Below are 15,079 nucleotides of genomic sequence, written 5' to 3'. Positions count from 1 at the left end.
TTCCGCTTTCCGGTCTTTTTGCCTTCCTTTCATCCTCCTTGCCCCAAAAGCCCGGACCGGTCTTTCCCCCTTCCATAAAAAATAACGACCGCTCGCTTTTTTTCTTGACACTGGAACCGGATTTATGGAATAATCTTCGGTAGCTTGAGATCATTTACAGGAGCCGTCCATTGAGCGTCATAATCCATTTGATTCGCCACGGCCAGGCCTCCTTCGGGGCCGCCAACTACGACCTCTTATCAACCGTGGGCCGGCGTCAGGCAGACCTTTACGCGGACCACGCGGTGCGCCTTTCCATGCGGTTTGATGCTTGCTACACCGGCAACATGGTGCGCCACAGGCAGACCGCCGAGCCCCTTTCGGCCCGGCCCGAAACCCCGGCGCTGACTGTTCTGGCCGAGTTCGACGAGTTCGACGCGGGAACGGTGTGGAATCACGAGGTAAGCCGCATGATCCGGGAAGACCCCGACGTGGCCGCAGACGTGGCCAAGTGCCTTACCGACAAAAAAGCCTTTGCCCGGCTTTTCGAGAAAATGATGAAGGCCTGGGCAAGGGGCGAGATCGACCCCGGAGTGGGCGAAAACTGGCGGGCCTTCACCCAAAGGGTGCGCGACGGGCTTCAAAAAGTGGCCGACGAAAACGCGGATGCCCGCCACGTGGCGGTCTTCACCTCGGCAGGCCCGGTGTCCGCCGCCATGCAGGCGGTTCTGGGGCTATCCGAAGAAAAGACCATGGAGCTCGCCTTCGCCGTACGCAACGCCTCGGTCACACGCATAAAGGCCACCCCGCGCGGCCTCTTCCTTCTGGGCTTCAACGACACCGCGCATCTCGAAATAACGGGCGACAGAAACCTTCTCACCCTTCGATAGAAAAAGGACAAACAATGGACTTCACCGTTTCAGAAAAGATGCAGGCAGTCTGCCAGCTCGCCCGCGAGTTCGTTGACAAGGAACTCATTCCCCTTGAGCGCGAATTCCTGGGAAAGACCTTCGCAGAGGTCGAGCCCATTTTGAACCAGAAGCGCGACATGGTGAAAAAAATGGAGCTTTGGGCCCCCAACCTTCCCAAAGACATCGGCGGCATGGGCTTGAATCTCATGGAACACGGCCTTGTCTCCGAGGTTCTGGGCCGCTGCCCCCTTGGCCACTACGTTTTCGGCTGCCAGGCCCCGGACGCGGGCAACGCCGAAATCCTCCACAAGTACGGAACGCCGGAGCAGGTGGAAAAGTATCTTCAGCCTTTGGCCGACGGAAAAATCCGTTCCTGCTTTTCCATGACCGAGGTTGACATGCCCGGCTCCAACCCGGTCATGATGGACGCAACGGCGGTGAAGGACGGCGACGATTACATAATTAACGGCCACAAGTGGTACTCCACGGCGGCGGACGGCTCAAAATTCTCCATCATCATGGCGGTCACCAACCCGGAAAACCCCTCGCCCTATCTTAGGGCCAGCATGATAATCGTGCCCACCGACACTCCGGGCTTCAACCTCGTGCGCAACATTCCGGTCATGGGCCACAGCGGCGACGGCTACTTTTCCCACGGCGAGATCATCTACCAGTCCTGCCGGGTGCCCCAATCGAACCTTTTAGGCCCCGAAGGCACGGGCTTCGTCATCGCCCAGGACAGACTCGGACCCGGACGAATCCACCACTGCATGCGCTGGCTCGGCGTGGCATCCCGCAGTTTCGATCTGATGTGCGAACGCGCCGTTTACCGCAAGATGGGGCCGGACAGAAACCTTGCCTCCAAGCAGATCGTACAGCAGTGGATCGCCGACTCCGCCGCCGAAATCCAGGCCGCCCGCCTCATGGTTCTCCACGCCGCATGGGCAATGGAAACCCTTGGCCACAAGGAGGCCCGCGACGAGGTGTCCATGATAAAATTCGTGGTGGCCAACACCATGAACCGGGTGGTTGACCGGGCCCTCCAGGTCCACGGCGGCCTTGGAATGACCGACGACACCCCCATAGCCTTCTTCTTCCGCCACGAACGCGCGGCCCGCATCTACGACGGCGCGGACGAAGTCCATAAGGCGGCGCTGGCAAGAAGGATTCTGGACCGGTACAAAAAGTAAAAGAATGCCTCCGGCGACCGGGGGCCGACGGCCCCCGGACCCCCTTTGTTTACGCTTCGCGTGCTGCGCACGCTACGCGCAGTTTGAGGGCTTCGCATATTGTCTCTCGACGGCTGGAATGGCTGTAATAAAATACATGGCAGCTAAGGCCAAGGCCGCCCGGAATCGTCGAGAGCAAGGAAAACGAGCAGGGCGAGGGCGGAGCGTATCGAGATACGTGAGCACCGAGACCGGCGAAGTTTGACACCGCTATCGGCGAGAGCCGGGCGGCCTTGTTTGACAAGAGGTTTTCATCCTGCTTTAATACACCCGTTAAAAATTAACCACTTACGGGGAAACACTCATGATAACCCTTGCCGAATTCAAGAACCTGGTTTCTGTGTCCAAAAAGGACATCTGCCAGGAGATTTACGCGGAAAACGCCGACAAGATCAAGGTGAAGAAGGAAGACCGGGTGGTGAAGAACCTGGCCAAAATCTTCGACGCAACCCTTGCGATCAGCAACAAGAAGGGTTTCCACGCCATGAGCCTTCGCAATCTTAGCGAGGGCGCGGGCCTTTCAATGGGGGCGCTTTATTCGTATTTCGCGGGAAAAGACGAGCTTTTAGCCATGATCCAGGACCAGGGCCGCCGCCTCACCGCCCGCATAATGGTCTCCCAGGTTGAGGCCGCCGACGGCTGGCGGGAAAAGCTGCGCGCCGGAATCACCGCCCACGTCTATCTTTCGGAGGCCATGCAGCCCTGGTTCTATTTCTCCTTCATGGAGGCCCGGAACCTGGACAAGAAGCAGATGAAGGAGGCCATCGCAAGCGAGATTTTCACCGAGCAGGTGCTTGCGGAAATCCTGGTCAAGGGGCGGGCGGAAGGCGTCTTTACCGTGGAAAACCCGGACATGACGGCGGCCATCATAAAGGCCATGCTCCAGGAATGGTACGTCAAACGCTGGAAATACCGCTCGCGGAACGTAACCGTCGAAGAATACGTAAAATTCGTCATCGGCTGGATCGAGGCCGTTGTCTGCCCCGGAAAGCCGCTTCCGATAGAATGAGGAAATCATGGATAATCTGGACAAGGCCAAGGAAACAAGGCAGGGCGAGGAGCTTGACGCCAAAAAGATCGAGCCCTTTCTGAAGGATTCCATACCGGGCCTTTCCGGCCCCGTCACCGTGGGCCAGTTCCCTTCCGGCCACTCGAACCTGACGTATCTCATAACGGTGGGCGACACCGGGCTCGTTCTGCGCCGCCCGCCCTTCGGCACCAAGGCCAAGACCGCCCACGACATGGGCCGGGAGTTTAAAATCCTCTCAGCCCTCTCCCCCCATTTCCCCTGCCCCAAGCCCCTTGCCTACACAGAGGACGAATCCATAATAGGCGCGCCCTTTTACGTGATGGAGCGCATAAAGGGCATAATCCTTCGCAAGGACCCGCCAAAGGGGATAGACTTCACACCCGTTATGGCGAAAAAGCTCTGCGAGAACCTGATCGATCTTCACGTAAAACTGCACGGCCTGGATTACAAGGCCCTGGGCCTGGAAAACTTCGGGAAACCGGAGGGCTACATAACAAGGCAGGTTGAAGGCTGGAGCAGGCGATACCGCGCCGCCCGCACCCCGGACGCCCCGGATTTCGAGGAGGCCATGCAGTGGCTGGCGGGCCGGATTCCCCAGGGCGTGACGCGGGCCGCCGTAATACATGGCGACTACAAGTTCGACAACGTGGTGCTGGACCCCAATGACCCCTTGAAGATAATCGGCGTGCTGGATTGGGAAATGGCCACCGTGGGCGATCCTTTAATGGACCTTGGAAGCTCCCTTGGCTACTGGGTTGAGGCTTCGGACCCGGCGGAGCTTGAGGCCATGCGCATGATGCCCACCAACATGCCGGGCTGCCTCAACCGAAGCAAGCTTGTGACGCTCTACGAGGCCCTTTCGGGCCGTAAGGTGGACGACTGGCCCTTCTACTTCTGCTTCGGCCTTTTCCGCCTGGCGGTCATCGCCCAGCAGATTTACTACCGCTTCCACAAGGGCGAAACCAAGGACGAACGCTTCGCCCGCCTTATTTTCGCGGTGCATATCTTGGATCAGGTGTGTACGCAAGTCATCCAGGGTGCCTGAAAGCGCGAACTGCTGTGTCAGAGCAAAGCGGGCGGGTCGTCATGTACGGCAAGTACTATTCCTTCCCGCCCGCTTCACTCTTCCTTGCATTTCATCGCTTTCAGACTCCCTAGGCGCGGTGGCAAGATTTTCTTGATCTTGTTCGTTTTTCTTGATTGTTCTTGCTATAGCTTCTACAATATCCCCATACGTGTCCTTTTTCTTCCTGTCTTCAATAATGACAAAAAGTGCCTGCCCCTGTCGGTTATTAAAAACTGCGACTCTAATTTTTTTATAAGTTAATAATGCCGTTACAATAAAAGGCACAGGCATAACAGTAATCAGTCTACCAATGGTAGTTTCTATGCTTGCACCTGGAATTGAATAATAAATTTTTGCAGCGATAAATGAGATAATGGCGAATAAAATAGAAGCCCAAAATATATTATACCTCATAAAGATTTTATGGTATTCAGGAGAAATCATGTTCAAGGGAAAAGAGGCTTCATATTCTGCTTTAAAAAACACCTTACCTTTTACATTAACACTTTCGTTCGTTAAAGTTAGCGTTTGCTTTCTGCTTATAGACGCATCCTTATATGTCATTATCGGGGTTTCATCCATTTAGCTTTAGCCCTTCCGTTACCTATGGATTTCATTAGCGGTGGAGTAGCTTACTGCGAAGACGGTCCACTTGCGGCTTCAGGTCTCGTGGCGGATGGCGGCCGCTGAGCACGTCGGCACAAGGTTGCTAAAACTGCCTGTAAACTTCCCGCCTGTGGCGGATATGGTGAATCAATACCTGGCTTTTTTCATTATCCACGCCATAAATGAGCCGATAATCACCAATACGCAAGCGATAGAGGCTTTCCGAACCTGTCAGCTTCAAAGCCCCTCGCGGCAATGGCTCTTCGGCGAGCTTTTCGATGGCGGCCCACACCCGATGGGCGACAGCCTTGGGAAGAGCACGAAAATCCTTCTCCACGGAAGGCTTGAAAGTAACGCTATAATGCGCCATCGCTGGCAAGCCTCTTTTTCATTTCTTCAAGGCTGACCGGCTTTTCGTCCTTTCTCTCCGCAACCACGGCCAGATCGTGAAGATCGGCCATCAGTTTGCGGTATTGCCTTATCGGAAGCAAAACCGCCGTCTTCCTGCCGCTGTCGTCAACAATGAACTGCTGTGAAATAGCCATGTCCCAAACTCCTTTTTGCAAGCGCCAACCCTTGAGCCTGATGAAGCGGCTACCCCAGGCCCAACAATCTACCGCCTTGGTATATACCAAAAGAGACCAACCACGCAAGGGCGGTGGAGTAGCTTACGGCGAAGACGGTCCACTTGCGGCTTCCGGTCTCGTGGCGGATGGCGGCGACGGTGGCGAGGCAGGGCATGTAGAGGAGGACGAAGGCCATGAGGGCCAGGGCCGATAGGGGAGTCATGCCGGATTTTTGCAGGGATTCCGACAGCCCGCCTTCGGAATCGGACTGGTGGAGAACCCCAAGGGTGCTGACGACCACCTCCTTGGCGACCGCGCCGGTGATGAGGGCCACTCCCGATTTCCAGTCAAGGCCAAGGGGCGCGAAAACCGGCTCCACTGCATGGCCCATGCGGCCAAGAAAGGACGTTTCAACGGCTTGCGCGGCGGCAAGCGCGGGATCGGTTCCGGGGGGCGGGGCGTCGGGTTTCGGGAAGGAGGCCAGAAACCAGATGATGATGGAGCCCACCAGGATAACCCCGCCCATCTTTTTCAGAAACATCTTGGCCCGGTCCCACATGTGGATGGCCAGGCTCTTTGCCATGGGCATCCGGTAGGGGGGAAGCTCCATCACAAAGGGAGCCACGCAACCCTTTAAAATCGTAGATGAAAAAATCCTGCCCATAACAACCGCAAGAACGATTCCCAATAAATAAATGCCGAAAATCACGTTTCCGGCCCTGCCCGGAAAAAAGGCCCCTGCAAGCAGCACGTAAACCGGAAGCCGGGCCGAGCAGGACATCAGCGGGTTTATGAGTATGGTCAAAATGCGGTCGCGGTCGCTTTCAAGGGTGCGGGCCGCCATTATTGCTGGCACGTTGCAGCCAAAACCCATCAGGAGCGGGATGAAGCTTTTTCCGTGCAGGCCCAGAAGATGCATTATCCTGTCCATCAAAAAGGCCGCGCGGGCCATGTAGCCGGTGTCTTCGAAAAGCGCGATGCAGAAGAAAAGAATAAGGATGTTCGGGAGAAACACGATCACCGCGCCAACGCCGGAGAGCACGCCGTCGGTCAAAAGATCCGCGCCCACGCCGGGCGGAAGTGCGTCCTTGGCGAGGCTGATGATGAGGTTCATGAGGCTTTCCAGCCAGCCCTGGGGATAGGCCCCTATGGTAAAGGTAAGCTGGAACATGGCCCAGATGAAGAAGATGAAAATGGGAAAACCCAGAAACCGGTTGGTGAGAACGAGATCGATGTTGCGGGAAACGTCCACCTTTTTCTGGACCGAGTTTTTCACCACCTCCCGGATTATGCCGGAAATGAAGCCGTAGCGCTCCTCGGTCATGATTATTTCCGGCTCGTCGTCGAAAAGGTCCGCCAGCCGCTCCCGCACGGCGTCCAGGGTGGCCATCACCGCCGGGGCGTTTTCGCCAAGGGCCTTTTCGATGTTTTCCCGCACGATGGAGTCATGCTCGATGAGCTTGGCCGCTGTCCAGCGCAGATCAAAGGGGCAGTCGGCGGAAAGCGCCGCAGCCAGGCGCTCCCGAACCGTTTCCACGGCCTGTTCCAGGTCGCGGGTGTAGCGCACCCGGCGTCCGGGGTCCGGGCAGGCGTTCTTGTTGGCCGCAGACACGATGGCGTCCAGAAGGGCCTCTGTGCCCTCGTTCCTGTTGCCCACGGTGGAGACAACCGGAACGCCCAGAAGCTCGGAGAGTTTTTCCGCGTCGATTGTCTGTCCACGGCTCTTGGCCACGTCGGACATGTTGAGAACCAGTAGCACCGGCGAATCGAGATCGAGAAGCTGGGTGGCCAGAAAGAGCGAGCGCTCAAGGTTGGAGGAATCGATTATGTCGACGACCAGATCGGGCGCTTCTTCAAGGATGAAGTTCCTAGCCACAATCTCTTCTATGGAAAAGGCGGTTAAGCTGTAGGTGCCGGGAAGGTCAACAACGGTGAGGTCAACGCCCTTGTGCGAAACCGCGCCGAGCTTTTTTTCCACCGTCACCCCCGGCCAGTTGCCCACCTTCTGGCGGGTGCCCGTAAGGTTGTTGAAGGTGGTGGTTTTGCCGGAGTTGGGGTTGCCCGTAAGGGCGACAGTGAGTTTTGCCATGTGAACCTTTACGGCTGTCCACAAGCGCGACCTGCTGCGTCAGACTTCTCCAAAAGGGGCGTCGCGTACCTTGGGGTACGCGTCCTTCCCTTTCGGCTCGTCTTCCTTGCATCTCATCGCTTGTGGACAGCCTTTAAAATGCCAGGAAAAAACTTTCAGGCCGATTTCATCTCAATCTGCGCCGCCTCCTCCACCCGGAGGGAAACGTGGCTTTGGCCCACGATCACCTCAAGGGGGTCTTTGAGGGGCGCGTACTTCACCACGGTGAGGATTGAGCCGCGCAGAAAGCCCATCTCAAGGAGCCTGCGGCGGAAGGAGCCCTCGCCGCCCACCTTCACTATGGTCCCCCGGTCGCCCTGTTTCATTTCGCTTAGAAGCATGTGGTTCTCAGTCTGTTGAAAAAGGGCAAGATGCAAAGCCTGTATAAAAACGATGAAATGCAAGGCGCGCAAAAAGCCAATGAGTAAGCGTACTTAATGTACGTGACGGAATTGGCTTTGAAGCGCAACAAAGCAGTTCGCGTTTTTAGACAGGCTGATATCCCGTCAGGGTGCGGCAATATAGGTCGCCGCAGAGTCTTCGGATTCCCAGGCGGTGGCGGAATAGACCTTTACCCTGTCCGAATCTATTCTTTCGGCCATGCTTACCGCCACGATCCTGGCGATGTTTTCCGAAGACGGCGGACAGGAAAGGAAAGCGGGCAACTCGTTCAGAAATTTATGATCGAGCGAGTCCATGACGCCCGCAAGATGCTTTTTGGCTATGCCGAAATCCATGAGCACACCGCCGCCGTCCAGGCTGTCGCCCTTCAGCACCACTTCAATGGTCCAGTTGTGGCCGTGGAGATTTTCGCATTTATGCCCGACCATGGCCAGCCTGTGAGCAGCCGCGAACCTTGTTCTCACCTTCAATTCGTACATGGAGTTTTCCGTTAACCTTTTTTGCTAATGTTTTTTAAGCCTGTTAAGATCAGCCCCGACTTTCCGGCAGAGTCTCGACGTGAAGCCTGGATAAAACGATGAAATGCAAGGAAGGCGAGCCAAAAAGGAGGGAGCGTACGCCTTTGTACGTGACCGACTTTTTGGTGATGCCTGACACAGCAGTTCGCGTTTTAGACCGGCTTCACGCGGTTTTTCCGAAGAGTTTCTTGATCTTCGAGGTAAACTTGTTCTTCTCAAGCTCCGCGAACTGCTCAAGGAGCCTTTCCTGCTCCTTTGAAAGGTTCACCGGGGTCTTGATGAGAACCTGCATTATCTGGTCGCCCTTTGTGCCGCCCCGAAGGGAGGGGATGCCCTCGCCGTGGAAGGTGAGAATCTCGCCCGGCTGAATGCCCTTGGGGATTTTGAGCGCCTTTTCGCCGTTGATGGTGGGAACCATCACCTCGTCGCCAAGGGCCGCCTGGATGAAGCTGATGGTGACCCGGCAGATGACGTTTTTGCCGTCGCGCTGGAAATACTCGTGGGGATTGACGTCGAGGAACACGTAGAGGTCGCCCGGAACCCCGCCAGCGGGTCCCGCCTCGCCCTCGCCGGAAAGCCGCAGCCGCGAGCCCCGGTCAACGCCCGCCGGAACACGCACGGTGACCTTCTTCCGGGTGTCCATCATGCCCTGGCCGTGGCACTTGGGGCAGGGGTTGGTGATCACCCGGCCCTCGCCCCGGCAGTATGGGCAGCCGGTGCGCACGGTGAAAAAGCCCCGGCTCTGGGAAATCTGGCCGCTTCCGCCGCAGTGGCGGCAGGTGGCAGGCTCGCTGCCCTCGGCGCTTCCCTTGCCCTTGCAGGTCGCGCAGATTTCGCGCTTCCGAATCTCGATTTCCTTGTCGCAGCCAAAGGCCGCTTCCATGAAGGAGAGGGTGAGATCGTAGCGAAGGTCCGCGCCCCGCGCGCTTCGCCCGCCCCGGCGGCGGGCCCCGCCGAAGCCGAAGAACTCCTCGAAGATGTCGCCGAAGTTGGAAAAGATGTCCTCGAAGCCCGAAAAACCCGAATACCCTCGCCCGGAAAGGCCGTCGTGGCCGTAGCGGTCGTAGACTTCGCGCTTTTCCTTGTCATGCAGGACTTCATAGGCCTCGGCGGCTTCCTTGAAGCAGTCCTCGGCCTTTTTGTCGCCGGGGTTCCTGTCCGGGTGGAACTTCAAGGCCAGCTTCCGGTAGGCTGATTTAATCTCGTCGTCCGTGGCTTCGCGGCTGACTTCCAGTATTTCGTAATAACAGCGTTTTTCGCTCATGGCTCAATCTTGGGGCTTGATAAATGGTTTGCAATACGCTTTGTTGGCGGAAAACGACCTTGAAAAATGTCCGGCGCCTTCACTGGCCGGTGCCGGCCCAAACGCCCTTGATCCGCGCAATTATCAATCTCCGAAACTAATACGGATATTCACGTTGTCAACCGAATAAAACCGCAACACGGGGGCTTCATGGATCAAAATCTTCGTTCCGCCATATTTTCCGCAGTGGAAAAGGAACCCTTCGCAAAAACCATGGGATTGAGACTCGTGGAGCTTTCGGAGGGATGCTCCACGGTCGCCATGCTTCTAAAACCCGAAAGCATGGACAACCTCTTTTCCCGGGCCCACGGCGGGGCGGTTTTCGCCCTCATCGACGAGGCCTTCGAGACCGCCTGCCAGACCCACGGCACGGTGGCGGTGGCGTTGAACGTTTCCACCACCTACGTCAAAAGCCCGGAGCCGGGGGCGAATCTCACCGCGACCGCCAAAGAGACCAGCCTCACCAAGCGCACCGCAAGCTATGAAATAAGGGTGACCGAGGACGGCGGGGGGCTCATCGCCATCTGCCAGGCGCTGGCGTTTCGGACGGGGAAACCTCTGCCTTTTTTCGAGAAGGCGGAATAAGGAGAGACTTACATGCGAGTCACCAGGGAAACGAGGCAGGAGTTGGTGCTTACAAGCGGGGGCGGGTTGCTCGCGGTTGCAGGTTTTCTGATTGCGGTGGTTTCGGCGGCTTTCATAATCATACAGTGGGTGGGTCCTGCCGGCCTTTCAGAGAAATTCGCCTCGCTTTTTCCTGCCGGCGGTTTTCTATTGATCGGGCTTGGAATGCTTTTGGGGCGGATAAATGCCGAATTCGACCGCGTCCACGAAATGGGTGAAATCTGGTGGGGCCTGTGGCCCTCCGTCAAATTCAAGTCCAAAACCTTCGCTTTAAAAGGCGTAGAGCGGGTGGAGATAGACCGCATCCTGAAATACAAGGACAGTTCCAAGTCAAGACGCCCATGCTATCCGGTTATACTTGCCGGCGGGCCGGAAGAAATAGAGTTCAGCAAATCCTTCCAATATCTCGAATCCCGCCGTATTGCCGAGGCCATAGCCGGATTCTGGGAAGTCCCCCTCCATGACCGCTCGGAGGGAACCCTTGTGGTGCGCGAACCCGACCGCTTGAATGAATCCCTGGCCGCGCAGGCATCACACAGGAGGGAAAAACCGGATACCCTGCCTGAGCCACCCGCCGAAATGCTCTCCAGCCTTGAGGACGACGGCAGGACGCTTGTTATTGAGATCCCGTTAATGGGCTTCATCGTTTTTCATAAGATAGCCGTTTTGGCTATTATGGGAGTGTTTGGAATAATAACATTATTTCAATATCTTACTGGCACCTTAATTGTCGTCAATCCGCCCGGTGTCAATGCCCTGCTCTTACCGTTAATAGACCCTGTCAATATAATTTCTTTTCTGGGCATCTTCTTTGTCTTCCAGCATGCGTCTGAGCGAACCATTATAACCGCAGATAGACAGGGCCTTTTGATTCGAAAAAAAGGCATGATTTCCCGCACGGTTGTTAAAATGAAGGCGGAACTGATGGAGGAATTCTTCGCTGCTGCATGGCTCACGGAACGATCAGCCCGTGACCATGGCCGGGAGAGCCTTAAAAACATGCTGGGACTTTTTAAAAAATTCGCCAAATCGCACAGCTGCCTCATTGCCCGCAACGACAGGAAGGTTGCATCGGTCACGATTCCGGTTCCCCAGGCCGAGGCCGAGTACATAGCGGCCCTTGTTACGGCGAGGCTTTCGGGGGTTAAATGACGCGGATGAAAGCCGCTGAAGTCCGTGTCAAATCCCGTTTGCGGTTTTTGGATTTTTTGCGTAGATTTGAAGAATCAAGGCGGATTTCAGTTTTCAGACCAAAATCGAGGATGATTCCCATGAACGTGCTGGTGGAAAAAAACGGGCCGGTGTGGACGGTCATCATCAATCGCCCGGATGTCAAAAACGGCGTGGACGGACCCACCGCCCGCGAGCTTTTCGCGGCGTTCACGGAATTTGACGCCGATGATTCGGCCTCGGTGGCGGTTTTGTGGGGGGCGAGGGGATGTTTCTGCGCGGGCGCGGATTTGAAGGCCCTGTCCGAACCCGGCCTTCCCCGCGCCAACCCCCTGGAGGCAGACATGAACGCGGTGGGGCCCATGGGACCAAGCCGCATGGTGCTATCTAAGCCCGTCATCGCCGCAATTTCCGGCTTTGCAGTGGCCGGGGGGCTTGAACTCGCCATCTGGTGCGATTTGCGCGTGATGGAAGAAGACGCCGTTTTCGGGATTTTCTGCCGCCGCTACGGGGTGCCTTTGATCGACGGCGGAACCGTGCGGCTTGCGCGGCTCATCGGCTTGTCCCGCGCAATGGACCTCGTGCTCACCGGCAGAAGCGTGGCCGCCCAGGAGGCGCTTTCAATGGGGCTCGCCAACCGCGTGGTTCCCACGGGAAAGGCCCGCGAGGAGGCGGAAGCCCTTGCGGAGCAGATTTCCCGCTGGCCCCAGACCTGCATGAGAAACGACCGCATGGCCATGCTGCAGGGGCTTTCACTGCCCTTTGATCAGGCCATGGAAAACGAGTTTATGATGGGCATGGAAACCATAAGAAGCGGCGAAACCCTTAACGGGGCGGCGCGCTACACTGCGGGAAAAGACCGTGAGCGTCCTTGAGGAAAAGCGCAGGCTCGCCGAAAGCATAATTAAAAAAGCCGGGCCTTTGGCCGTGGCCTTTTCCGGCGGGGCGGATTCGTCCCTGCTCCTGGCCCTGGCCCGCGAGGCGCTCGGCGAAGGCGTTCTGGGAATAACCGTCGATTCGCCCATCGTGCCGCGCCGGGAGCTTGCAGCGGCCAAGGCTCTCGCCGCAAGCCTTGGGGTAAGGCACATAGTGGTTCCGGGACGCGAGATGGAGCTTTCGGAATTTTCGTCCAACCCCCGCGACAGGTGCTGGTTCTGCAAGCGCTCGCACCTTGCGGCCATGCTGGAAGCGGGTCGGAAAGAAGGCTTTCCGGCGCTTGTCCACGGGGCCAACGCGGATGATTCGATGGATTACCGGCCCGGCCTCTTGGCCGCAAAGGAGATGGGAATTGCCGCCCCCCTTGCGGAGGCGGGCCTTACCAAGGCGGAAATCCGCGAAATCTCGCGCTCCATGGGGCTTTCCACGTGGAACAAGCCCTCCTCCGCCTGTCTTGCATCCCGAATCCCCACCGGAAGCCCCATAACCGCCGAAAAGCTCTCAGCCGTTGAAAAGGCCGAGGATTTCCTGCATGATCTTGGAATCGGCCAGCTAAGGGTGCGGCATCACGGGGACACTGCCCGGATAGAGGTTACGGAGGCCGATTTTCCGCGCTTCAAAGATCCGCTCTTTCGGGCCTGCGTGGCGGACTTTCTGGAATCCGTCGGATTTATTTATTCGGCCATCGATCTTAAAGGCTATCGCACGGGAAGCCTCAACCGGCCAATCGATTCCATCAACAACATATCGGATTCACAATGAAAACCATCGTCCTTAAAGACGTGTTCAAGAAGAGCCGGGTGGACCAGGACAAGACCGCCACCCAGGAGGAAACCCTTGCCCGTTTCATGAGCCGGGTGGAAAACCTTGGAATCTCGGTTTTCGATAAGGTCGTGCGGGTTGACAACGGCAGGCTTGGGATTCCGGTCTATTTTTCCATCTACGGCAAGGACGCCCGCGCTCTCACCGGCATAAGAAAGCAGATGGGCAAAGGCGGAACCGACCTACAGGCCCGCGCCAGCGCCGTCATGGAGCTTTCCGAGCGCTTCAGCTTTTACGCCTTTATGAACGACCCCGACAATTTCCGTTTCGGAACCCACGCGGATTTCGAAACGGACGCCCTGCCGCTTGACCAAGTGGCGGCCTCGGTGAACGACGAATCGGGCGATCGTGATGCGGCGCTGGAATTTTTCCGCCTCTACCCCCAGCGCTGGGCCTGGTCAACAGAGCTATCCACGGGAAAAAACGTGCTGGTTCCCTTTGACTGGTTTTTCGCCATAAACGAGTTTAACGGCACGAGCGCAGGAAACGGAACCGAGGAGGCCCTGTGCCAGGGCATCTGCGAGGTCGTGGAGCGCCACACAAGCGCCCTTGCCTCCCTTGGGCGGCCCTTTCCCGGCCTCACCCGCGAAGGCATAGACGACCCCGTGGCGCTCGACCTTCTTTCCCGCTACGACGGGGCGGGAATTGTGATCTATCTGTCCGATTTCACTTTTGATATGGGCATACCCACGGTGGCGGCCCTTGGCTTCGACCCCGTAACGCTTGGCCGCACCAGCGAAATAGTGTGGACCGCCGGGACCTGCCCGCATCCCCAAAAGGCCCTTAACCGCGCCTTGACGGAAGTGGCCCAGCTCGCCGGGGATTTCAATTCCGGCAGGGTTTACGTGGCCTCCGGGCTTCCCAAGCCCAAGAGCATGGCGGAAATCGGGGCGGTGATAAATCCCGCCGAGCTTTCCACGGTTTCAAATCTTCCCGATCTTTCAAACGACAACGTGAAAATTGAGGTGGAAAATCTTCTTGGGGCGCTTTCATCCCGCAATTTCAGCATTTACGCCGTCGAGACAACCCATAAGGGCCTTCAAATCCCATCCTTTTACACCATGATTCCGGGAACCCGCTTCCGGGAGCGGGCGCAGCAGGCTTCGGTGGGACTCTTCCTTGCCCGCATGGCAAGCCGGAACGCCGGGCCCTTCGAGGCCCTGGGCCTTATCGGCAAAATGGAGGCGAAATTCGGCCCCACCCATTACCTGCCCTTTTACCGGGGGACCGTGAATCTGGCCCTCTCAGACCCGGAATCGGCCCTCTCCGCCTTTGACGAGGCCCTTTCCCGCAACCCGGAGGGCGAGGACCTGGGGAGCATCCTTGTTTACAAGGGCATGGCCCTGAAGGAAATGGAACGCTTCGACGAGGCCCAAAAGACCCTTGAGGAAGCGGCGTCCCTGGACCCCGACCGCACCGACTGCCTGAACCTTTTGGGTTTCTGCCAGTTCAAGCTAAAAGACCACGAGGCGGCGGCGGAAACCTTCACCAAGGTTCTTGCCCTTGACCCGGGCTCGGCCATGGACCACGCCAACTTGGGCGTGAACCTGGCGGCCCTTGGCAAGAACGCCGAAGCCGCCGAAAGTTTCCAGCGCGCCCTTGCCCTCGACCCTTCAATCGAATTCGCCCGCAACGGGCTTTCGAAGCTGACTGCAAAGGGCTGAAGAATTTTGAGGGCTTCGTAAAAACCCACTGACTGCGAGCTTGACACACCACATATTGATGTTTGCTTACTTAATAACTGCGACATGCGAGCCTTAAGGAAACCCGGCAAGGCTTTTGCGGAATC

16 protein-coding genes are annotated in these 15,079 nt (G+C 57.2%); 9 read left to right on the top strand and 7 right to left on the bottom strand.

All coding sequences use genetic code 11. The features are described from left to right. Positions 1 to 170 precede the first annotated feature (170 nt). The 4 genes from HZB23_00345 (at position 171) to HZB23_00330 (ending at position 4,194) form a co-directional block, all read left to right on the top strand. Positions 171 to 869, top strand: coding sequence for a histidine phosphatase family protein (locus HZB23_00345; protein MBI5843099.1), 699 nt, complete (start codon positions 171 to 173; stop codon positions 867 to 869). Between the two features lie 14 nt (positions 870 to 883). Then, on the top strand, positions 884 to 2,080 hold the full coding sequence (locus HZB23_00340) for an acyl-CoA dehydrogenase family protein (protein ID MBI5843098.1): 1,197 nt from the start codon (positions 884 to 886) through the stop codon (positions 2,078 to 2,080). 343 nt (positions 2,081 to 2,423) lie between these two features. Beyond that, entirely contained in the window at positions 2,424 to 3,128 is a 705-nt protein-coding gene (locus HZB23_00335) for a TetR/AcrR family transcriptional regulator (protein ID MBI5843097.1), read from the top strand. Positions 3,129 to 3,135: 7 nt separating this feature from the next. Next, positions 3,136 to 4,194 carry a phosphotransferase family protein gene (locus HZB23_00330; protein ID MBI5843096.1) on the top strand — a complete coding sequence of 353 codons (1,059 nt, stop codon included), beginning with the start codon at positions 3,136 to 3,138 and terminating at the stop codon, positions 4,192 to 4,194. A gap of 39 nt (positions 4,195 to 4,233) precedes the next feature. Here the strand turns inward: HZB23_00330 and HZB23_00325 are convergent, their stop codons facing one another. The 7 genes from HZB23_00325 to dnaJ all read right to left on the bottom strand — a co-directional run bounded on the left by HZB23_00325 (position 4,234) and on the right by dnaJ (position 9,699). After that, positions 4,234 to 4,797 (bottom strand): hypothetical protein, encoded by a 564-nt coding sequence (locus HZB23_00325; GenBank protein ID MBI5843095.1) that lies wholly within the window; start codon positions 4,795 to 4,797, stop codon positions 4,234 to 4,236. A gap of 127 nt (positions 4,798 to 4,924) precedes the next feature. Next, a complete protein-coding gene (locus tag HZB23_00320; protein ID MBI5843094.1) occupies positions 4,925 to 5,191 on the bottom strand; it encodes a type II toxin-antitoxin system RelE/ParE family toxin in 267 nt (88 codons plus the stop codon). Beyond that, entirely contained in the window at positions 5,178 to 5,366 is a 189-nt protein-coding gene (locus HZB23_00315) for a hypothetical protein (protein ID MBI5843093.1), read from the bottom strand. The genes HZB23_00320 and HZB23_00315 overlap by 14 nt, the downstream gene beginning before the upstream one ends. 49 nt (positions 5,367 to 5,415) lie before the next feature. Beyond that, positions 5,416 to 7,476, bottom strand: a complete 2,061-nt coding sequence (gene feoB / locus HZB23_00310) for a ferrous iron transport protein B (protein MBI5843092.1) — start codon at positions 7,474 to 7,476, stop codon at positions 5,416 to 5,418. Between the two features lie 155 nt (positions 7,477 to 7,631). After that, the gene (locus tag HZB23_00305; GenBank protein ID MBI5843091.1) at positions 7,632 to 7,856 is read right to left on the bottom strand and encodes a ferrous iron transport protein A; all 225 of its coding nucleotides are present in this window, start codon (positions 7,854 to 7,856) and stop codon (positions 7,632 to 7,634) included. 165 nt (positions 7,857 to 8,021) lie between these two features. After that, a complete protein-coding gene (locus HZB23_00300; GenBank protein MBI5843090.1) occupies positions 8,022 to 8,396 on the bottom strand; it encodes a 6-carboxytetrahydropterin synthase in 375 nt (124 codons plus the stop codon). Positions 8,397 to 8,598: 202 nt separating this feature from the next. Further along, positions 8,599 to 9,699 carry a molecular chaperone DnaJ gene (gene dnaJ, locus HZB23_00295; GenBank protein MBI5843089.1) on the bottom strand — a complete coding sequence of 367 codons (1,101 nt, stop codon included), beginning with the start codon at positions 9,697 to 9,699 and terminating at the stop codon, positions 8,599 to 8,601. Between the two features lie 189 nt (positions 9,700 to 9,888). On the opposite strand from dnaJ, the gene HZB23_00290 reads away from it, so the two are divergent. The 5 genes from HZB23_00290 to HZB23_00270 all read left to right on the top strand — a co-directional run bounded on the left by HZB23_00290 (position 9,889) and on the right by HZB23_00270 (position 14,954). Continuing rightward, a complete protein-coding gene (locus HZB23_00290) occupies positions 9,889 to 10,323 on the top strand; it encodes a hotdog fold thioesterase (GenBank protein MBI5843088.1) in 435 nt (144 codons plus the stop codon). Positions 10,324 to 10,572: 249 nt separating this feature from the next. Continuing rightward, a complete protein-coding gene (locus HZB23_00285) occupies positions 10,573 to 11,514 on the top strand; it encodes a hypothetical protein (protein MBI5843087.1) in 942 nt (313 codons plus the stop codon). A 119-nt stretch (positions 11,515 to 11,633) separates the two neighbouring features. Next, positions 11,634 to 12,407 (top strand): crotonase/enoyl-CoA hydratase family protein, encoded by a 774-nt coding sequence (locus HZB23_00280; GenBank protein MBI5843086.1) that lies wholly within the window; start codon positions 11,634 to 11,636, stop codon positions 12,405 to 12,407. Then, positions 12,394 to 13,230, top strand: a complete 837-nt coding sequence (larE, locus tag HZB23_00275; protein ID MBI5843085.1) for an ATP-dependent sacrificial sulfur transferase LarE — start codon at positions 12,394 to 12,396, stop codon at positions 13,228 to 13,230. Before HZB23_00280 ends, larE begins: the two co-directional genes overlap by 14 nt. Further along, a complete protein-coding gene (locus HZB23_00270; GenBank protein MBI5843084.1) occupies positions 13,227 to 14,954 on the top strand; it encodes a YcaO-like family protein in 1,728 nt (575 codons plus the stop codon). Before larE ends, HZB23_00270 begins: the two co-directional genes overlap by 4 nt. Positions 14,955 to 15,079 lie beyond the last annotated feature (125 nt).

The sequence above is a fragment of the Deltaproteobacteria bacterium genome, assembly GCA_016235345.1.
In the GTDB taxonomy this organism is placed as follows: domain Bacteria; phylum Desulfobacterota; class Desulfobacteria; order Desulfobacterales; family Desulfatibacillaceae; genus JACRLG01.
This window is presented reverse-complemented; position numbering and strand designations above follow the sequence as displayed.